This window comes from Pelagibius sp., from assembly GCF_965227505.1.
Classification (GTDB): domain Bacteria; phylum Pseudomonadota; class Alphaproteobacteria; order Kiloniellales; family Kiloniellaceae; genus Pelagibius.
The window spans coordinates 2,049,857-2,069,664 of the sequence record NZ_OZ245757.1 but is presented as its reverse complement, the minus strand read 5'-3'; the positions used below and the strand labels follow the sequence as shown (position 1 = coordinate 2,069,664).

16 protein-coding genes are annotated in these 19,808 nt (G+C 66.8%); 10 read left to right on the top strand and 6 right to left on the bottom strand.

Features of this window, described 5'->3' with window-relative positions; genetic code table 11:
• The first annotated feature begins 57 nt into the window (after positions 1-57).
• A complete protein-coding gene (locus tag ACO06P_RS09695; RefSeq protein WP_420349914.1) occupies positions 58-450 on the top strand; it encodes a hypothetical protein in 393 nt (130 codons plus the stop codon).
• Here ACO06P_RS09695 and ACO06P_RS09690 read toward each other — a convergent pair.
• From ACO06P_RS09690 to ACO06P_RS09680, 3 genes are all read right to left on the bottom strand, one after another.
• On the bottom strand, positions 447-2,357 hold the full coding sequence (locus tag ACO06P_RS09690; RefSeq protein ID WP_420349913.1) for a hypothetical protein: 1,911 nt from the start codon (positions 2,355-2,357) through the stop codon (positions 447-449). The genes ACO06P_RS09695 and ACO06P_RS09690 overlap by 4 nt on opposite strands.
• Before the next feature lie 56 nt (positions 2,358-2,413).
• On the bottom strand, positions 2,414-3,070 hold the full coding sequence (locus ACO06P_RS09685) for a 2OG-Fe(II) oxygenase (protein ID WP_420349912.1): 657 nt from the start codon (positions 3,068-3,070) through the stop codon (positions 2,414-2,416).
• Between the two features lie 127 nt (positions 3,071-3,197).
• Positions 3,198-4,250 carry a mitochondrial fission ELM1 family protein gene (locus ACO06P_RS09680; RefSeq protein WP_420349911.1) on the bottom strand — a complete coding sequence of 351 codons (1,053 nt, stop codon included), beginning with the start codon at positions 4,248-4,250 and terminating at the stop codon, positions 3,198-3,200.
• A gap of 304 nt (positions 4,251-4,554) precedes the next feature.
• On the opposite strand from ACO06P_RS09680, the gene ACO06P_RS09675 reads away from it, so the two are divergent.
• Entirely contained in the window at positions 4,555-5,052 is a 498-nt protein-coding gene (locus tag ACO06P_RS09675) for an Lrp/AsnC family transcriptional regulator (RefSeq protein WP_420349910.1), read from the top strand.
• A 56-nt stretch (positions 5,053-5,108) separates the two neighbouring features.
• The gene (locus ACO06P_RS09670) at positions 5,109-5,657 is read left to right on the top strand and encodes a GNAT family N-acetyltransferase (protein ID WP_420349909.1); all 549 of its coding nucleotides are present in this window, start codon (positions 5,109-5,111) and stop codon (positions 5,655-5,657) included.
• A gap of 24 nt (positions 5,658-5,681) precedes the next feature.
• On the opposite strand, the gene greA is transcribed toward ACO06P_RS09670, so the two are convergent.
• From greA to carA, 3 genes are all read right to left on the bottom strand, one after another.
• On the bottom strand, positions 5,682-6,158 hold the full coding sequence (greA, locus tag ACO06P_RS09665; RefSeq protein WP_420349908.1) for a transcription elongation factor GreA: 477 nt from the start codon (positions 6,156-6,158) through the stop codon (positions 5,682-5,684).
• Between the two features lie 79 nt (positions 6,159-6,237).
• Complete coding sequence (gene carB / locus ACO06P_RS09660) at positions 6,238-9,510, bottom strand: carbamoyl-phosphate synthase large subunit (protein ID WP_420349907.1); 3,273 nt, start codon at positions 9,508-9,510, stop codon at positions 6,238-6,240.
• Positions 9,494-10,642 (bottom strand): glutamine-hydrolyzing carbamoyl-phosphate synthase small subunit, encoded by a 1,149-nt coding sequence (gene carA, locus ACO06P_RS09655; RefSeq protein ID WP_420349951.1) that lies wholly within the window; start codon positions 10,640-10,642, stop codon positions 9,494-9,496. Before carA ends, carB begins: the two co-directional genes overlap by 17 nt.
• A 315-nt stretch (positions 10,643-10,957) precedes the next feature.
• On the opposite strand from carA, the gene ACO06P_RS09650 reads away from it, so the two are divergent.
• From ACO06P_RS09650 to ACO06P_RS09620, 7 genes are all read left to right on the top strand, one after another.
• Complete coding sequence (locus ACO06P_RS09650) at positions 10,958-11,413, top strand: GatB/YqeY domain-containing protein (RefSeq protein WP_420349906.1); 456 nt, start codon at positions 10,958-10,960, stop codon at positions 11,411-11,413.
• An 8-nt stretch (positions 11,414-11,421) separates the two neighbouring features.
• Positions 11,422-11,904, top strand: a complete 483-nt coding sequence (locus tag ACO06P_RS09645) for a GNAT family N-acetyltransferase (RefSeq protein ID WP_420349905.1) — start codon at positions 11,422-11,424, stop codon at positions 11,902-11,904.
• 253 nt (positions 11,905-12,157) lie between these two features.
• Complete coding sequence (gene dnaG, locus ACO06P_RS09640; protein ID WP_420349904.1) at positions 12,158-14,089, top strand: DNA primase; 1,932 nt, start codon at positions 12,158-12,160, stop codon at positions 14,087-14,089.
• Between the two features lie 100 nt (positions 14,090-14,189).
• A complete protein-coding gene (gene rpoD, locus ACO06P_RS09635) occupies positions 14,190-16,283 on the top strand; it encodes an RNA polymerase sigma factor RpoD (RefSeq protein ID WP_420349903.1) in 2,094 nt (697 codons plus the stop codon).
• Positions 16,284-16,456: 173 nt separating this feature from the next.
• Entirely contained in the window at positions 16,457-17,425 is a 969-nt protein-coding gene (locus ACO06P_RS09630) for an endonuclease/exonuclease/phosphatase family protein (protein ID WP_420349902.1), read from the top strand.
• A gap of 222 nt (positions 17,426-17,647) precedes the next feature.
• Positions 17,648-18,541: an MBL fold metallo-hydrolase gene (locus ACO06P_RS09625; protein WP_420349901.1), complete on the top strand. Its 894-nt coding sequence runs from the start codon at positions 17,648-17,650 to the stop codon at positions 18,539-18,541.
• A 70-nt stretch (positions 18,542-18,611) separates the two neighbouring features.
• Positions 18,612-19,805 (top strand): adenylate/guanylate cyclase domain-containing protein, encoded by a 1,194-nt coding sequence (locus ACO06P_RS09620; RefSeq protein ID WP_420349900.1) that lies wholly within the window; start codon positions 18,612-18,614, stop codon positions 19,803-19,805.
• Positions 19,806-19,808 lie beyond the last annotated feature (3 nt).

Sequence of the window (19,808 nt, the reverse complement as noted above, 5' to 3'; positions counted from 1 at the left end):
CAGGTGCATGATGGCGAAGGCAGTCAGCGATTTCCGTTGAGGCCAGTGGAGAAGTCCATGCTGCGGCGGTCCTTGTTTGTGTGTGCGGTGTTTCTTGGCGTGGCCATTCTCGTGGCTGCCGGTGCCTTGTTCGCGTTCCTGCCGCTTTGCTCGGAGAGCGTCATTCAGGAGGCGGTCTCTCCAGACGGCCGCTATCGGGCCCAGGTTTCTGAGGGAGGCTGCGGCGTCACTACCGGTGTGACGACCTACATCACAGTCGAGCGGAGCTTCAATACCCTGCTCGCGAAAGAAGCCGATGTGCTGATTGCCGAAGGAGATCGCGTGAGCCTGGATGCGCGCATCCGTTGGACCGGACCGCGACGGCTTGTCATCTCCTGGAACGGCTCGGAGCAAGTCTTTCTATACGAAAGCAAGGCATTGGGTGTCAGTGTCGATTATGCCGACCGCTAAAACCCGAACATGTGGTCGAAGGAGAAGGCCTTCTCGCCGTTGGTGAGGCCGTGGTAGCCGAAGAGGCGGCAGGTCATGTCGCGGATGATGACGTAGCCTTCCGGCCCGGCGGCCTCCAGGTCTGATGCCGAGAAGTAGTCCGCCGGCCGCCACAGCAGGGAACCGCCGCAGGCGATGCGCACCTCGTGCTCGGCGATCAGCCCGCCGTTGCGGTCGTGCAGCATCAGGTTCGTACGGCTTTTCTCGTGCCAGGGCGTGGAGGCCGGATAGATCAGGTGGCAGAGCGGCTCGTAGGGCTTCGGCCCGAAGGAGAGGAACAGCCGCGTGGAGAGCCCCGGCGCCCGCCCGGCGTAGGACTGGGGCTCGTTCCTGTAGGTCATCACCGTGTTGAAGACATGGGCGCCGAAGGAGGTCTCGGCGATGTGGCCGGAGGCCTTGTCCTCGTAGCGGAAGAGGCCGTGCAGCCAGCCGTCGGCCTCGCCGCCCTCGGCGAAGTCGTAGATCAACTCCATGTGGCCCCAATCAAGGTCCTGGCCGTCCAGCATCCCCGCGACGTCGATCATGGTGGCGTGGCCGCGCGGCAGCTTGCCGAGGCGCTTCGTGCCGATCTCCCGCCCCTCCGGGTCGTAGGCCAGCAGCGCCAGGGGCAGGTTGTCCTGGCAGGTCGACATCGGCGTCGGCAGGGCGATGGAGCGGAAGCGATCCCGCGGCAGGATCGGCGCCGGCAGGATGAAGCCCTTGCCTAGCAGGTTCGCCAGCTCCGGGATGCGCGGGTCTGGCTTCAGGTCGACGCGCTCCACATTGGCGTGGGCGATGCGGCTGCGCGGCGGCGTCATGGCGCCGTTGGCGACGACTTCGTAGCGGGGTCTGACGAAGTGCTTGCCGGCCTGCACTTCGATCTGCTGCGGCCAGCGCGCCTCGGGCAACAGCGCTGCCGTGTCGATGGCGCGGGTGCCGAAGGGCGGGATCTCTTCCTCCAGCCAGGCGACGGTGTCGTCGCCCATGAGGTTCAGGCCGACGCTGCCGGCGGGCACCGGCGCCGGGTGGCTGTTCTGCACCCAGAGCAGCACCTGCTCGCCGTCCTTGGGGGCCGGCAGGCCGCCGTAGAGATCGGCGGGCCAGGAGTTGGCGTCGTGGGTGCAGGACAGCACCGCGTCGCTGTCGCCGTAGGTGTCGAGGGCGTACTTCACGATGTCATGCCCGGCGATGCCGCAGACGTGCAGGAAGAGGCTGCCGGTGAAGGCCTCCAGCCCGAAGCGCGCGCGCACCGCCTGCGAGTCGATCACCACGCTGGCGTTGGCGCCGGGCAGCGGGTCCTGCCACTCGGCCAGGGTTTCGCCGGCCTCGTCCATCAGCAGGCACCAGGCGCTGGGCGCCTTGGCGCCGTAGGCCGACCAGTAGTTGGCGGTGGCGAGGCGCGTGTGGTGGCCGCCGCCCTCGCGGAAGAACACCAGGTTGGTGGCGAAGTTCAGCCCATCCAGGTAGTTGCGGGTGTTGGTCAGCATCTCCGCCGGCAAGCGCAGGGCATCCAGGCTCACCACCTCCGCGCCCTCCGGCAGCAGGTGGCGGATGTGGGCGATCAGCCGCTCCGCATCGAAGGCGGTGACCAGCACCTTGGCGGCCGTGCTGCCCGGCAGGTCGGTCACCGGTTGGGCCTGGCGGCCGAGGATGTCGCTGCCGATCTCCTCCAGGTCCTGCACGTAGACCGCCTGGATGTCGAGGCCGGCGAGGTCGTAGATCTCGGCGAAAGCCCTGGCGAAACCCAGGGGATCGTAGACCGCCAGCGGCGTACCCTGAAGCTCGTTCAGCAGGGCGCGCGCCTTGCGCGCCGCCAGGGGATGACCGATCGCCTTGAAGAAGGCGTTGCCGCCTTTGGCGTTGCTGAAGGTTTCGATGTTGAGCGCCATGGGGAGCGTACTTTCTTCTCGACGGGTCTCGAAAGGCCGGGGCGTCAGATTGGGCGTCAGGTGCCGAAGCGCAGCACCCGTTTGGTCCAGGCGGAAAAGGCGTGGCGGCCGAGTTCGCGCTTCAGCACGCTCTCGTCCGTCAGCCAGTTGAGCTGGATGGAGCGGCGCTGACCGACGAAGGGCTTATGGCCGTGGTAGGCGTTCTCCGAACAGCGGAAGCAGACCAGGGTGCCGGCCCGGGGCGGCACCTCGGCGGCATAGTCTTCCAGGTCGTCCGGCCGGTTCAGCATGCGCAGCCGTCCGCCGTCGGACTCCCAGGCGCTGTTCAGGTAGATCAGCGCGGTCACCAGCTTGGTCTTGGAGTCGGTGTGGATCTGGCCGTCCTTGGCGCGCGACTGGCCGCGCAGGGTGACCATCGTGGGCCGCCCGCTCAGGTCGATCCCGAACTTCCCGGCGAAGGCCGCCGTGACGGCCGGGCCCTGAAGCTCGGCCAGGAGGGCGGTGAAGCGCGGACCGCAGGTCAGGCTCTGGGCGGGAAAGCTGCCGCCCTTGGTGATCTCCGGGAAGTCCTGCTCGATGGCCGGCAGCGCTTCGGGCCTGAGGAACTCCGGCACAATGACAAAGTCGAAGGGCTCGCGGCGCAGCGGCGTGGCTGCGAAACGCTCGAGATCGAGCGGCGATGAGTCCCTCTGTTCGGCGGCGGGGCTGGCCACGTTGCAATTCCGTGAAAGCGGCTGTTGGCCTTACTTAAAGGCAGCGGCCGGAAAGATCAATTGAGCCAGGTCAAAGCTCCCCGAAATCCCGCCCGGGGCCCCGGCGATCGGTTTGCGGCGCCGGCCTTCAGGCGCTCTGCGGCACCGCGCGCCTGTGGCGGTCGATCAGGCGCTGGCGGATTTCGGCGGCGATGCGCTGGGTTTCCGCAAGAGGCTCATAGTCCCAAGTTTGCAGGTCTCCGTCGAAGGGGCGGGTGATGCCGGCAGCCCGGAGGGAGCCGTGGAAGCGGCTGAACTTGGCCGAGCCGCCCTCCAGTTGCACCACCTGGACCGGTTTCCCGGTGCTGGAGGCCTCGGAGACCATGTTGACCGAGTCGCCGGTGACGATGATGTGGTCCGCCAGGCCGAGAATGGCGAAATAGGGGTTCTCGCCCTCGCCGTCCCAGATGTCGGCGGGCAGGCCGGCCAGCCCCTTGCGCAGGATCGCTTCGTTTCTGGCGCCGGTGCGCCTGGAGGGCGTGATCATCAGGCCGCAGCCCTGCTCCCGCGCCAGGCGGGCGAGCTGCTCGGTGAGCTGCGTCATGATCGCAGAGGTCATGCGGAAGACCTTGTTGTCGCCGCCGATGAGCACACCGATGCGCGGGCGCGGCAGGGCATCGTAGCGCGCGGCGAAGGCGGCGCCGGCTTCCTTCAGGCGTTCCGGCGTCACCCGGCCCAAGGCACCGCGGGTCGAGAGCACGTTGGGCGCAGTCAGCAGGTCGTGGTCGGGGGTCACCACCAGATCGACGCAGGCGGGGTCGATCACCGGGTTCTGCACCTGGACCGTGAAACTGCGGCCGCCGGAAATCGCGCGCATGTCGCGGCTCAGGGGCACCGTCTGGCGGCCGCTGGCGATCCAGAGGTCGGGCCAGGGCGGGCTCAGGCGGTCACCCTTGGGCCCCAGGGTGGCCAGCGGGTCGCGAATCATGCCCGGCGCCATCCAGCGCCAGGGCTTGGTCACCTGGATGCGTTTCACCACGGGTGGGAGGCCGATGGCTTCGGCGAGCCCAAGGCATTGAATCTCCATGCCCGCCTTGCCGTCGGTCACCACCCAGCAGGTGAGGCCGTCGAGGGCGGAGTCCGAAGCGTCTCTGCCCGCTGCGGCGGTGGTCTGGAGCTTGGGATCGTCTGATCGGGCCATTGCGGCGCGACTATGGGCGGGTGTTCGGTGCGGTGCAAGAGGGTCCCGCGGGAGAATTCGCCTGGAGGGCCGCCGCGCGCGCCAAGGGCGGCCGCACCGGTCTGCGCGGCACACCAGCACCCCTTTTGCCTGCGGTCCCGTAACGCCCGTCCAAGGTTTTGCACAACCCATTGGGGTTGCGCGGCTTCCGGGCCTCGGTAATATTGTTGCGCGCAATGTTTGCAGGGCTGCGCGATCTTATAAGAAACCGGGTCGAGGGCCGTGTCGTCGGCCCCGGGGGCTGGAACCGAAGGGTGAGGGTTATATGCGTCGGGTCAAGTTGGACCGAATCGATCTCCAGATACTGCAGGACCTGCAGGAGGACGGCCGCATCACCAATGTGGAGCTGGCCCGCCGCGCAGGCATTTCCGCACCGCCCTGTCTGCGCCGCGTGCGCGCGCTGGAGGAGGCGGGTTTCATCCGCGGCTACCACGCCGAGTTGCAGGCCGAGGCCCTGGGCTTCGAGGTGACCTTTTTTGCGCTGGTCGGCCTGGACAGCCAGTCGGACGCGGTGCTGACCGAGTTCGAAAGCCTGGTCGGCGGCTGGTCGGAGGTGCGCGAGTGCCACATGGCCCGCGGCCCGGATGACTTCGTGCTGCGCCTGGTCGCGCGCAACACCGCGCACGAGAACGAACTGACCCAGCGCCTGACCTCCGTGCCTCACGTGGTCACAGTGAAGACCATTCAGGTGATCCGCACCGCCAAGGCGACGCCCGGCGTGCCCATCGACGTGAACCAGGGCCTGGAGCCGGCAGCCGACTGACGCAGGGCCCAGCGCCCCGGAGGCGGCGGCGACGGGATGGCGGTTGGGAGACGGCGGTGAAAAGCGAACTCGACTACATTCCGGCGCAAGGGGAAAGCCTGCGCCTTGTCGAAATCACCGTCGACAATTACCTGGCAATCCTGCGCCTGAAGGTGACCGAGGAACAGCGGCAGTTCGTCGCCGGCAACGCGGTCTCCCTGGTCCAGGGCCACTACCACGACACTGCCTGGTTCCGCGCCGTCTACGAGTGCGACCAGCCGGTCGGCTTCGTGATGCTGCACGATCCCCGCTGCGAGCCTGCCGAAACAGTGGGCGATGCTCCTGACTCGGACTTCGATCCGGAAGGCAAGATCGCGGACGACAGCCTCTTCATCTGGCGGCTGATGATCGCCGACGGGCATCAGGGCCGCGGGCTCGGCCGCCGGGTCATCGCGATCCTGGCGGAGCTCGCCCGGCGCAACGGCTTCTCGCGCCTCTGCCTGAGCTACGTCGAGGGGGAGGGCGGTCCGGGCCCCTTCTACGAGGCCTGCGGCTTCCAGCGCAGCGGCCGCCTCATCGACGACGAGATCGAAGCCTGCCTCGATCTCAGCGTCGACGGTTCGTAAAGCGGCGCTCAGCAGCGCGGCCGCTCAGACGTATTGGACTTTCAGGATTTCGTAGGCCTTGGAGCCGGCGGGGGTCATGACCTCGACGGAATCGCCCACTTCCTTGCCAATAAGCGCACGGGCCAGCGGTGCGGTGATGGCCAGGCGGCCTGCCTTCACGTCGGCCTCCATCTCGCCCACCAGCTGGTAGGCGGTCTCGGCGTCGGTGTCCTCGTCCACCAGGGTCACGGTGGCGCCGAACTTGACCGTGTCGCCGTCCAGCGAGGCCACGTCGATGACCTCGGCCCGGGCGATCTTGTCCTCGAGCTCGGCCACGCGGCCCTCGATAAAGCTCTGGCGCTCGCGCGCGGCATGGTATTCGGCGTTCTCGGAAAGGTCGCCGTGCTCGCGTGCTTCGGCAATCGCGCGGATGACTTCCGGCCGCGCGGTTGTTTTCAAGTAACGCAGCTCTTCTTCAAGGCTGGAATAGCCTTGCGCCGTCATGGGTACTTTGTCGCTCATGGGAGCAAACCTGATGCTTCCTAATTGCCAAGAGAACAAGTGTGCCTGATTTGGCGGGGCTGTAAAGTCTACAGCACAACTACGAAGATCTAAAATAGGATTGCAGCGGAGCGACTGCAAGATCAGCCGAACGCATGGCCTCAATGGCCTGAACCGCTGCTTTCGCGCCGTCTGAGGTAGTACTGTAGGGTATCGAATTGGTTAACGCGGTGCGCCTGAGCTCGAAGGAGTCGGCGATCGCCTTGGCATCTTCGGTGGTATTGAAGACGAGCTGAACCTGGCCGGACTTCATGGCATCGACGATGTGCGGGCGGCCCTCCCGCACCTTTTTCACGGTCTCGACGTCAAGCCCCTGTTCGGCAAGGTATTTGGCCGTGCCGCCGGTGGCCATGATGCGGAAGCCGAGCTTGGCGATGGCATGGGCGACCGGGGCGAAGACCGCCTTGTCGCCGTCCTTCACGGAGATGAAAACCGTGCCGCTGTCGGGCAGGGTGACGCCGGCGCCCAACTGCGCCTTTAAGAAGGCGCGGGCGAAATCGCTGTCCAGGCCCATGACCTCGCCGGTCGAGCGCATCTCCGGGCCCAGCATGACGTCGACGCCGGGGAAGCGCGCAAAGGGGAAGACCGCTTCCTTCACGGCAATGTGGCCGTTCCCGCTCTTCTTGAGGTCGAAGTCCTTCAGCTTCTCGCCGGCCATGAGGCGCGCGGCGATCTTGGCGATGGGCAGGCCGGTCGCCTTGGCGACGAAGGGCACCGTGCGGCTGGCCCGGGGATTGACCTCCAGGATGTAGATGTCCTCGTCCTGCACGGCGAACTGCACGTTCATCAGGCCGACGACGTTGAGCGCTCGGGCAAGCTGCTTGGTCTGGCGGCCGATCTCCTCCACCAGGGCCGGGGCCAGGGTGTGGGGCGGCAGGGAGCAGGCCGAATCGCCGGAGTGGATGCCGGCCTCCTCTATGTGCTCCATGACACCGGCGATGAAGACTTCCTCGCCGTCGGCCAGCGCATCCACGTCAACCTCGATGGCGTCGCGCAGGTAGCTGTCGATCAGCACCGGGTTGCGGCCGGAGACCTTCACCGCGGTGGCGATGTAGCGCTCAAGCTGCGCCTGCTCGTGGACGATCTCCATGGCCCGCCCGCCCAGCACGTAGGAGGGGCGGATCAGCACCGGGTAGCCGATGCGCTCGGCCACTGCGAGGGCTTCTTCGCGCGTCGTCGCGGTGCCGTTGGGCGGCTGGCGCAGGCCGAGGTCACTGAGCAGGGTCTGGAACCGTCGCCGGTCCTCGGCCAGGTCGATGGCATCGGCGGCGGTGCCGAGGATCGGAATGCCGGCGGCCTCCAGCGCGTAGGAGAGTTTCAGCGGCGTCTGCCCGCCGAGCTGCACGATGACGCCTTTCAGGTCGCCGCGGCTCTGTTCGGTGCGGGCGATGGCGATCACGTCTTCGGCGGTCAGGGGTTCGAAGTAGAGCCGGTCGGAGGTGTCGTAATCCGTCGACACGGTTTCCGGATTGCAGTTGACCATGATGGTTTCGTAGCCGGCCTCGCTCAGCGCATAGGCGGCATGGACGCAGCAGTAGTCGAACTCGATGCCCTGACCGATGCGGTTGGGCCCGCCGCCCAGGATCATGACCTTGCGGCGGTCGCTGGGGTCGGCCTCGCAGGCCGGCGGGCGCCCGCCCTCGGGGCCTTCGTGGCCGTCCTCGTAGGTCGCATACATGTAGGGCGTGACCGAGGGGAACTCCCCGGCGCAGGTGTCGATGCGCTTGTAGACGGGGCTGATCGACAGGCCGCGGCGCCGGGCGGCGACGGCCTCTTCCTCGCTGCCCGCCAACTCGGCGAGGCGGGCATCGGAAAAGCCCATCTTCTTCAGCGCCAGCCAGGTCGCGCGGTCCTGCGGCAGGCCGTTTTCGCGGACGCCGTCCTCGGCATCGACGATGGCCTTCACCTGACGCAGGAACCAGGGGTCATAGTGGGTGGTCTCCAGGATCTCCACCAGCGTCAGGCCGTGGCGGAAGGCCTGGGCGATGGTGAGCAGGCGGTCGGGCCGCGGCGCGCCCAGCGCGGTGCGGATGGCGTCGCGGTCGACCTGGCCGTCGCTGTCCAGCGCGCCGGGGATTTCCACCTCGTTGAGACCGGTAAGGCCGGTCTCCATGGAGCGCAGGGCCTTCTGCAGGGACTCGGCGAAGCAGCGGCCGATGGCCATGGCCTCGCCCACCGACTTCATGGAGGTGGTGAGCAGCGGCTCGGCGCCGGGAAACTTCTCGAAGGTGAAGCGCGGCATCTTGGTGACGACATAGTCGATGGTCGGCTCGAAGGAGGCCGGCGTCACCTTGGTGATGTCGTTGTCCAGTTCGTCCAGCGTATAGCCGACCGCCAGCTTGGCGGCGATCTTGGCGATGGGAAAGCCGGTCGCCTTGGACGCTAGCGCCGATGAGCGCGAGACGCGCGGGTTCATCTCGATGATGACCAACTCGCCGTCCTCGGGGTTGACCGCGAACTGCACGTTGGAACCGCCGGTGTCGACGCCGATCTCCCGCAGCACGGCGATCGAGGCGTCGCGCAGGATCTGGTACTCCTTGTCGGTCAGGGTCAGCGCCGGCGCCACGGTAACGGAGTCGCCGGTGTGCACGCCCATGGGATCGACGTTCTCGATGGAGCAGATGATGATGCAGTTGTCCGCACAGTCGCGGACCACCTCCATCTCGTACTCCTTCCAGCCCAGCACCGACTGTTCGATCAGCACCTCGCTGGTGGGCGAGGCGCGCAGGCCGCCGCGCACGATCTCCTCGAAGTCGTCCGGGTTGTAGGCGATGCCGCCGCCGGTGCCGCCGAGGGTGAAGGAGGGCCGGATGATCGCCGGCAGGCCGATGTCCTCCAGCGCCGTCATGGCGTCCTCGTAGCTGTTCACCAGGCGCGAGCGCGGCGACTTCAGGCCGATCTTGTCCATTGCTTCGCGGAAGCGCTGGCGGTCCTCCGCCTTGTCGATGACGTCGCCCTTGGCGCCGATCATCTCGACGCCGAACTTTTCCAGCGTGCCGTCGCGCTCCAGCGCCAGGCCGGTGTTGAGCGCCGTCTGGCCGCCCATGGTGGGCAGCAGGGCGTCCGGGCGTTCGCGCTCGATCACCTTGGCCACCATCGCCGGCGTGATCGGCTCCACGTAGGTGGCGTCGGCCAGGTCCGGGTCGGTCATGATGGTGGCGGGGTTGGAGTTCACCAGGATCACCCGGTAGCCCTCCTCCTTCAGCGCCTTGCAGGCCTGCGCCCCGGAGTAGTCGAACTCGCAGGCCTGGCCGATGACGATCGGCCCGGCCCCGATGATCAGGATGGACTGGATATCACTGCGCTTGGGCATGCTTGGTCTTGGCGGCTTTCTCTGACTCGATCAGATCGACGAAGCGCTGGAAGAGGTAGTGGCTGTCCTGCGGACCGGGGGAGGCCTCCGGATGGTACTGCACGGAGAAGACCGGACGCCCGGCGACCCTGAGCCCCTCATTGGAGCGGTCGAAGAGGGAGACGTGGCTTTCCTCGACGCCGGCGGGCAGGCTTTCGGCCAGCACGCGGAAGCCGTGGTTCTGGCTGGTGATCTCCACCCGCCCGGTCTCCAGGTCCTTCACCGGGTGGTTGGCGCCGCGGTGGCCGAGATGCATTTTCTCGGTCTTCGCCCCCAGCGCCAGCGCCAGGATCTGGTGGCCCAGGCAGATGCCGAAGATCGGCAGGCCGGTTTCCATCAGAGTCTGGATGGTGGGCACGGCGTAGACGCCGGTCGCAGCCGGATCGCCCGGCCCGTTGGAGAGAAAAATCCCATCGGGCTGGTGGTTCAGGATGTCTTCCGCCGTCGCATCGGCCGGCACCACCGTGACATCGCAGCCGAGGCTCGCCAGACAGCGCAGGATGTTGCGCTTGGCGCCGAAATCGACGGCGACAACCTTGTGGCGCGGTTCGGCCAGGCTGCCGTAGCCCTGGCCGATGGCCCAGCGTGTTTCCGACCAGCGGTAGGTCTGCCGGCAGCTCACCTCGGCGGCCAGGTCCATGCCCTCCAGGCCTGCCCAGGCCGCCGCTTCGCCGCGCAGCGCCGACAGGTCCGGCGCCCGGACTCCATCGCCCTGGGCGCCCTCGCCGTAGTGCACGATGCAGCCCTTGGGGGCGCCGATGTCGCGGATGCGCGCGGTGATCGCCCGGGTATCGACCCCCGCCAGCCCAGCGAGGTTGTGGGACTTCAGCCAGGCGTCCAGGTGCTGGGCCGCGCGCCAGTTGGAGGGGTCGGTGATCTCCGCGCGCAGCACCAGCCCGCGCACCGCCGGGGTGGTGGTCTCGATGTCTTCGGGGTTGGCGCCGACGTTGCCGATGTGGGGAAAGGTGAAGGTGATGATCTGTCCGGCGTAGGAGGGATCGGTGGCGATCTCCTGATAGCCGGTCATCGAGGTGTTGAAGCAGACCTCGCCCACCGCGTGGCCGCTGGCCCCCAGGCCGCGGCCGCGAAACATCGTGCCGTCGGCCAGGATCAGGGCGGCTTCACCCCGCACGAGATTGGGCACGAGATCGGGCGCAGGAAGCGGCGGCCCGTCCTCGGCGGACGGGTTGGAAGCGGTCGGGGCGTCGTTCATGAAGCGGATCCTAGAACGCAGGCGATGAGATGTTTAGCGGCAACGGGCCGCCAGGAAAAGCCCCCCTGGCACCACGGTCAGGAAAAAGTCCATAATCTATATATTTCAATTAGTTAAGTCATCATAAGGTGTTTTGCCAAATTGGGGTAATTGGGCTAACCTCCCGCGCCTTGCGAGGGAAAGGGAAGACCATCCATGTTGCGCACTCGTCTGAACGACGCTTTGAAGGACGCCATGAAAGCCAAGGAGGCCGAGGCCACCTCGACCCTGCGCTTGATCCTGGCGGCCCTGAAAGACCGCGACATCGCCGAGCGCGGCAAGGGTAACGGCGAGGGGGTTGGCGACGAGGCGATCCTGGAGATGCTGCAGAAGATGGTCCGGCAGCGTCACGATTCCATCGAGATGTACACCAAGGGCGGACGCGACGATCTGGCCAAGCGGGAAGCCGAGGAAATCGGGGTCATCGAGCGCTTTCTGCCCAAGCAGATGGACGAGATGGACATGCGCGCCGCCATCGAGGGTGTGATCTCCGAGCTTTCCGCCTCCAGCGTCAAGGACATGGGCCGGGTCATGGGCACCCTGAAGGAGCGCTATCCCGGCCGCATGGACTTCGGCAAGGCCAGCGGCATCGTCAAGGAAGCCCTCGTCTGACCCCTCGTTTGACTCCGGGTCCGATCCAGCCCGTTTTCCGCAAGGCGCGGGACAGCGACGCGCCGGCCTGCGCCGAAATCTACCGCGACGCCCGCCGGGCCGCCTTCCACTGGGAGGATCGGGACTACGCTTTGGAGGAGTTCGCCGGCTCCACCTATGGCGAGGCGCTCTGGGTGGCCGAGGCCGGCGGCCCGGACACGGGCCTGGACGGAAACACGGACGGCAGCGCCGGGGTTCTTGCCTTTGCCTCGGTCTGGCGGGCCCCCGAGTACTGGTTTCTCCACAATCTCTTCGTCGCGCCGGCCTGGCAGGGCCGGGGCATCGGCTCGGCCCTGCTGAGCGAAGTGCTGGCGGCCATCGGCCGTCCGGTGGAGTTGAAAACCGACACGCCCAACACCGGCGCGCGGCGGCTCTACGAGCGCTTCGGATTCGCGGTGGTGGAGGAAGGCACGGCCGCACCGACCCCCTGGTTCAAGATGCGCCTGGAATGAAGTGGCGGCGACCCATAGCGAAGCCCGACCATCCTGTACTATCCCCGTTTTTCAACCGGAAACTCACAGGATTTCCACTGGGTTGGCGCCGATCCATCCAGACCGTTGTGGCCCGCGAAGCGTTTCACGGCAGTGCGGTGGAGCGGATCTGCTGATAGTCTGTGCGACCGGCGGGTTGGACTGAGCGGCGGTTGAATGCCGTTTGGCTGCCGGAAAAACCCTGAGCCGAGACAGACCTGAGTCGCTTTCGCCGATGGCCTTTCCGCCGGATTTCCTGGACGAGCTGCGCAACCGCATCACCCTGTCGGAGGTGATCGGGCGGCGGGTGAAGCTGGTGAAGCGGGGCCGCGAGCACAGCGGGCTCTGTCCCTTTCACAACGAGAAAACACCCTCCTTCACGGTCAGTGACGACAAGGGCTTCTACCACTGCTTCGGCTGCGGGGCGCATGGCAGCGCCTTCGACTTCGTCATGAACACCGAGGGCCTGAGCTTCCCGGAAACCGTGGAGCGGCTGGCGGGTTTGGCCGGCATGGCGGTGCCCCAGCAGGACCCGCAGGACCGCGCCCGGGCGGAGAAGCGCGCCGGCCTGCTGGATGTGCTGGAGGCGGCGGCGGTCTGGTTTCAGGAGCAGCTTGCCGGCAGCGCCGGGGCGGAGGCGCGCGACTATCTGGCCGGGCGCGGCCTGGCGCCCCAGACGGTGGCGGCCTTTCGCCTGGGTTTCGCGCCGCGGGAGCGCGGCGCGCTGGCCCGGGCGCTCCGGGCGCGCGGGATCGCAGTGGAGCAGTTGATCGAGGCCGGGCTGGTGAAGCGCGACGAGGGCGCCCCCGCCACCGAAGAAGCGCTGCGGGATTACTTCTTCCACCGCGTCATCTTCCCCATCACCGACCGGCGGGGGCGGGTGATCGCCTTCGGCGGCCGGGCCCTGGGGGACTCCAAGGCCAAGTACCTGAATTCCCCGGAAACCCCGTTGTTCCACAAGGGCCGGGAGCTCTACAACCTGGCCCGCGCCCGCAAGGCGGCGCACGACAGCGGCGAGGTGCTGGTGGCGGAGGGCTACATGGACGTCATCGCCCTGGCCGAGGGCGGCTTTCCGGCGGCGGTGGCGCCGCTGGGCACCGCCATCACCGAGGATCAGATCGCCGCCCTCTGGCGCCTGGCGCCGGAGCCGACGCTCTGTTTCGACGGCGATGCGGCGGGCCAGCGCGCCGCCTTCCGCGCCGCCGAGCGCGCCATGCCGCTGCTGAAACCGGGGAAAAGCCTGCGTTTCGCCCTGCTGCCGGCGGGGGAGGACCCGGACAGTCTGCTGCGCAACCGCGGCGCCCAGGCTCTGCGCGGGGTGCTGGATGCCGCCCTGCCGCTGGCCGATCTGGTCTGGCGCAAGGCGGTCGAGGGCCGGCCCGCCGACACGCCGGAGCGCCGGGCCGCCATCCGCGCCGCGCTGCGCGAGCAGGTAGGGGCGATCCGCGACCCGGACCTGCGCGAGGACTACCGCGCGGAGATGGACCGCCGCTACGGCGAGGTCTTTAACCCGGGCGCCGGGCGCCAGGGTAGGAGTGGAGAACGATTTTCCCAGGGTTTCCGCGGCGGACGCGGGGGCAAGGCCCGGTTCGGCGGTGGCCGCGGCTGGCCGGTGGACCCCTATCCGCCGGCCCGGCGCCGTTCGGCCAGCGAGGTGCCGGCGCCCAACCGCACGGAAGAACTGCTCCTTGCCGCGCTGATCAATCACAACAAATTATTAACCGAGTTGGTTGAGGATCTGGCAGGTCTGGACTTCGCTGACCGCGATCTCGATGGCTTACGGCAGGCTTTGATCGACTGTATCGCCGGCAATACGGACCTTGACAGTGAAGGTGTGAAATGCCACCTCTCAGAACTGGGGTTTTCGGGGCTTTTGGCCACGCTTTTGGCCCCGGAGCGTTATGTGCATGGCAGGTTTGCCCGACCCGACGCCTCGGAAGAGGTGGCGCGGCAATCCGTTATGCACATTTTGGGGGTTATGCGTGAGCGCCGGCTCGGTCCTCTGGTTGTCGAGGAGGCCAATGCGCTTGCGAAGGATATGGCGGAGGAACAGCTGAAACGTATGCAGGCTGCTCAGAAAATCCGCGACCAAGAAGAGGGCCGCAAAGTGGACCTGGATCGTTTCGAGGCCCTGTCCGAGCGATCCGTGCATAAGGCGGACTCTTGAACCAAGACGACTGAAACAAGACCACCTCCGGCTGGCGGGATCTGGGCCCCCGCGCAGGCCGCCGAACACTGTGGTCAAGGCATCTGAGGTAGTGGGCTGAATGGCGACGAAGGCGAACGAGAACGCTGAAGCGACGGAATCGCGCGAGGAATCCTCCGACGGACCCCTGATGGACTCCATGTCCGCAGCCGTCAAGAAGATGATCGCGAAGGCAAAGGAGCGCGGCTACGTCACCTACGACGAGCTGAACGCGGTCCTGCCGCCGGATCAAATGTCCTCCGAGCAGATCGAGGACACCATGTCCCTGCTTTCCGAGATGGGCATCACCGTCATCGAGAGCGAGGAACAGGAAGAGGCGGCCGCCGATGACGACGCCAAGGAAGGCACCGCCACCGCCACCGGCAATCTGAACGACGACGACATCGGCCGCACCGACGATCCGGTGCGCATGTACCTGCGGGAGATGGGCTCGGTCGAGCTGCTGTCCCGCGAGGGCGAGATCGCCATCGCCAAGCGCATCGAGGCCGGCCGCGAGAAAATGATCGGCGGCATCTGCGAAAGCCCGCTGACGATCCGCGCGTTGCTGGTCTGGCGCGAGGCGCTGATCGAGGGGCGTATTCTGCTGCGTGACATCATCGATCTGGATGCGACCTACGGCGGCGGGCCGACCGAAGACGCCATGAACCAGGCGGTCGCCGAGATCGCCGAGATGGAAGACGAGCCCGAAGCCAAGCCCCAGGAGAAGTCGGGGGAAAAGTCCGGGGAGAAGTCCGACGACAAGGACGCGAAGGACGAAAAGGCGGCCAAGGGCAAGAAGGTCGGCAAGAACGGCGCCACGCCCGCCTCCGAGGAGGAGGACGAGGAAGCCGAGGCCAAGGGCGAAGGTGAGGGCGAGGACGAGGACGACGACGAGGAGGAGGAGAACTCCATCTCCCTCGCCGCCATGGAAGCAGCGCTGTTGCCCCAGGTGCTCGACACCCTCGACGACATTGCCAAGACCTGGAAGAAGATCACCAAGGTCCAGGAGCGCCGCCTGACCGCCTTCCAGAAGGGCGAGAAGACCACGCCCCAGACCGAGCGGCGTTACGAGAAGCTGCAGCAGGAACTGGTCGAGCTGATGGAGGGCGTGCACTTCAACAATGCGCGCATCGAACAGCTTGTCGACCATCTCTACGGCCTCAACCGCCGCCTGCTCGGCTTCGAAGGCAAGATGCTGCGCATGGCCGAGCGCTGCGGCGTGAAGCGCCAGGACTTCCTGGACCACTACTTCGGGCGTGAGCTCGACCCGCGCTGGGTCAGCCGGGTGAAGCGCCTGACCGGCAAGGGCTGGTCGAAGTTCGCCGAGCGCTACGGCGACGACGTCAAGAAGATCCGCAAGGAAGTGGCGGAAGTCGCCGCCGAGAGCGAACTGCCGATCAACGAATTCCGCCGCATCGTCAAGACGGTGCAGACCGGCGAGAAGGAGGCCAGCAAGGCCAAGACCGAGATGGTCGAGGCCAACCTGCGCCTGGTGATCTCCATCGCCAAGAAGTACACCAACCGCGGCCTGCAGTTCCTCGACCTCATTCAGGAAGGCAACATCGGCCTGATGAAGGCGGTCGACAAGTTCGAGTACCGCCGCGGCTACAAGTTCTCGACCTACGCCACCTGGTGGATCCGCCAGGCGATCACCCGCTCGATTGCCGACCAGGCGCGCACCATCCGTATTCCGGTGCACATGATCGAGACCATCAACAAGCTGGTGCGCACCAGCCGCCAGATGCTGCACGAGATCGGCCGCGAGCCGACGCCGGAGGAACTGGCCGAGCGGCTGGTCATGCCGCTGGAGAAGGTGCGCAAGGTGCTCAAGATCGCCAAGGAGCCGATCTCCCTGGAGACGCCCATCGGCGACGAGGAAGACAGCCACCTCGGCGACTTCATCGAGGACAAGAACGCGGTCATCCCGCTGGACGCGGCGATCCAGTCCAACCTGCGCGAGACCACGACGCGGGTGCTGGCCAGCCTGACGCCGCGCGAGGAGCGCGTGCTGCGCATGCGCTTCGGCATCGGCATGAACACCGACCACACTTTGGAAGAGGTGGGTCAGCAGTTCTCCGTCACGCGCGAGCGCATCCGCCAGATCGAGGCCAAGGCGCTGAGGAAGCTGAAGCACCCGAGCCGCTCGCGGAAGCTGCGGTCCTTCCTGGATACATGACCGGATCGTGACGCGACGATGACAAGGGCCGCTCCCCGGGGCGGCCCTTTTTCTTACGGATTCCTTGGTCTTTTGCGGTGCCTCTAACCCTGCTGGGCGATGGCTGCGCTGCACAACCTGTGGTATCGTCCCGGCCTTACTCGGGGGAGACTACGGGCAGGGGCACCGCGGCCATGCGCATCACCATCGGCACCTTCAACCTGAACAATCTGTTCTCGCGCTACAACTTCTCGGGACAGGTCGAGGCCATCAAGAAGAACGACACCGGCGTCAGTTCCAAGGTCACCTACAAGTTCACCGAGGGCGACGTCTACCGCCTGCGCACCTTCAAGGGCCGTCTCGTCAAGACCAAGGACAAGGACGACCGGGCGACGATCGCCGCGCGGGTCAAGGCGATGGACGTCGACGTCCTGGCGGTGCAGGAGGTCGAGAACATCGACATCCTGAAGACCTTCAATCACCAGGACCTCGGCAGCCTCTATCCCTACTACACGCTGATCGAAGGCAACGATCCGCGGCTGATCGACGTCGGGCTGCTTTCCAAGTATCCCCTGGGGCAGGTGACGAGCTGGCACCAGGCGGTGCATGCAGAAGATCCGGACGAGCCGATCTTCGGGCGCGACCTTTTGCAGGTAGAGGTGCTGAACCCGACACGCCGGCGTACCCTCTTCACGGTCTTCAACACCCATCTGAAAAGCCACTTCGTCGACTTCCGCGACGACCCGGTCGCCGGCAAGCAGAAGAACGACACGCGCCGCCGCCGCCAGGCGGAGACCGTCAGGCGGATCATCGAAGACCAGACCCGCCCCAACAGCCGCTACATCCTGACCGGTGACATGAACGACCCGCCGGAGGCCGCACCCCTGGCCGCCTTCGCCAACTCCGACCTCGGCCTCGTCAATGCGCTCGCGGCGCCGACGGAGACCCGGCCGCCCAAGGCCGATACGCCGATGCCGCCGGGCCCCGCCTGGACGCACCGCTTCAAGCCTTCGGGAAAGCCCGCCGAGTATCACCTCTACGACCACATCTGGCTCAGCCCCTCGCTGGCGCCGCGCCAGACCCTGGCGATGATCGACCGCCGCACCAAGCACGGCGGCGACGGCAGCGACCACGATCCCGCCTGGATCGAGTTGGACCTCTAACCGGCTGGCGAAAGTTGCGCGCCGCCGCATGCTTCGAGACGCTCGCTGTGCTCGCTCCTCAGCATGAGGCGAGAGCTTGGGTTATGCGTCCCTCATCCTGAGGAGCGTGCCGGAGGCACGCGTCTCGAAGGATGGGCAAGCGACGGGTCGGCGGTTCCACTGCTCCGAAAGCGTGCTGCCCTTTTTCGTTGCCTGGGTGCGCGGACTCGCTAGCCTGCGGCCATGGAGTTCGTTTTTCTCGGCACCGGCTGTCCGGTGGTCTCGACGGAGCGCTACGGGCCGGCGCAAGTCGTCCTCGCAGGCGACGCAAAGGTTCTGGTCGATTGCGGGTCCGGCGTGACCCAGCGCCTGCTCGCCGCCGGCGTGCCGGGGCGCGATCTCGACGCGCTGCTGCTGACCCACCTGCACTCCGATCATCTGGTCGACCTCTTCCAACTCATCGTCTCTTCCTGGCACCAGGGGCGCGACCGGCCGCTGCCGGTCTACGGGCCGCCGGGCACACGCCGCTACGTCGAAGGCCTGATGGCGCTCTGGGACCCGGAGCTGACCCAGCGCATCGCCCATGAGAAACGGCCTTCGACCGCGGCCCTGGAGATCGACGTGACGGAGATCGCGGCGGGCCAGGTGCTGAGCTTCGGCGGGCTGGCGGTCGCGGTCGTGGAGGTGGACCACAAGCCGGTGCGCCATGCCTTCGGCTTCGTGTTCGAGGCCGGTGGAAAGCGTCTGGCGCTCTCCGGTGACACGCGCTATTGCCCGGCGCTGATCAAGGCCGCCCGCGGCGCCGACCTGCTGGTCCACGAGGTCTTCGTCCACCGCGAGATGCCGGTGGTCGAGGGTGTGCGCTCCGCCGAGACCGTGGCCAACGTGGCCGGCTATCACACCCTCTCCAGCGAGGTCGGCAAGATCGCGGCGGAGGCCGGGGTCGCCTGCCTGGCCCTGACCCACTTCGTGCCGCCTGCCGCCGACCGTGACAAGTTGCTCGACGAGGTGCGCGCCGACTATGCCGGGCCGATCCTGCTGGGCGAGGATCTGATGCGGGTCGATCTGTCGCGGCGGCGCGTCAGCCACGCCGGCGCGGTCATGGGCCTCGGCGCGCCGGCCGGGCGAAGTCCTTGATTTATCTGCCTCCGCACCAAAATTTACAGAAGACACTTTTTCTTCACCCGTGCCAGTCTGGCAGACTCCGATGACGATTCAGCGAACATCCCTTGAGGACGTCGACCGCGATGTCCTGGCCAGGGCCATGGCGATCCAGCACTGGCTGATCGGTGAGGCGCGTTTCCTCGACAATCCCGACGACACCGTGAACGGCTTCGTCAGCCGCCTGATCGAAGCCGGTGTGCCGCTGGACCGCATGACCAGCGCCATCCCGACCCTCTACGCGGTGCGCCAGGGACTCGGCCGCAACTGGACGCGCGAAGGGGGGATTCAGGTGCTGGAGTTTCCCTGGGGCAATGACGATCTCTATGAGGCCAGTCCCTACTTCGAGGCGCACCGTACCCGTGACTGGGTGATCTTCCGCCTCGACGAGATTGACGATGCGGCTTACGGCATCGTCCCGGAGCTCCGCGCGGAGGGGTACACCCACTACATCTGCGTGCCCGTCTTCTTTCGCGACGGCACCGAAGGGGGGCTGACCTTCGCCACCCGTCACCCCCAGGGCTTCAGTCCCTCGGACCTCGCGCTGCTGCGCGCGATCGAGGACTCCATGGCCATCGTCCTCGATCTCAACCGCGTCTGGATCCTGCTGCACGAAACCCTGCGCATGTACGTGGGCGAGGAACCGCAGGCGCGTATTCTCTCCGGGCAGGTGCGGCGCGGCGATATCGTGCCCATGCGCGCCGCGATCATCTTCGCCGATATGCGCGGGTTCACCGCGCTCTCATCCACCATGACGGCGGAGGGGACGGTGGACCTGCTGAACCGCTACTTCGATTGTGTCGTGCCGCCGGTGGAAGAGGGCGGCGGAGAGGTGCTGAAGTACATCGGCGACGGCGTGCTGGCGATCTACGGGGCGGGCGAGGACGATGCGGCCGCCTGCGCCAAGGCCTTGTCCGCGGCCAAGGCGATCCTGGAACGGGTCGAGGCAGAGCGCGCAGAAACCGCCGAAGACCGGCGCTTCGACATCAAGATCGCGCTTCATTTCGGCGAGGTCGCTTACGGCAACATCGGCTCCGGCGCCAGGCTCGACTACACCGTCGTCGGCAGCGGTGTGAACCTGGCGAGTCGCCTGGCGGACCTCGCCGGCAACCTGGGGCACAAGCTGCTGGTCTCGGCCGACTTCGCCGGGCACCTGCCGGACTGTGCCTTCAAGAACCATGGTGAGCACAGCCTGCGCGGTGTCGCCACGCCCCAAACCGTCTTCGAACCGGATCTCTAGCCT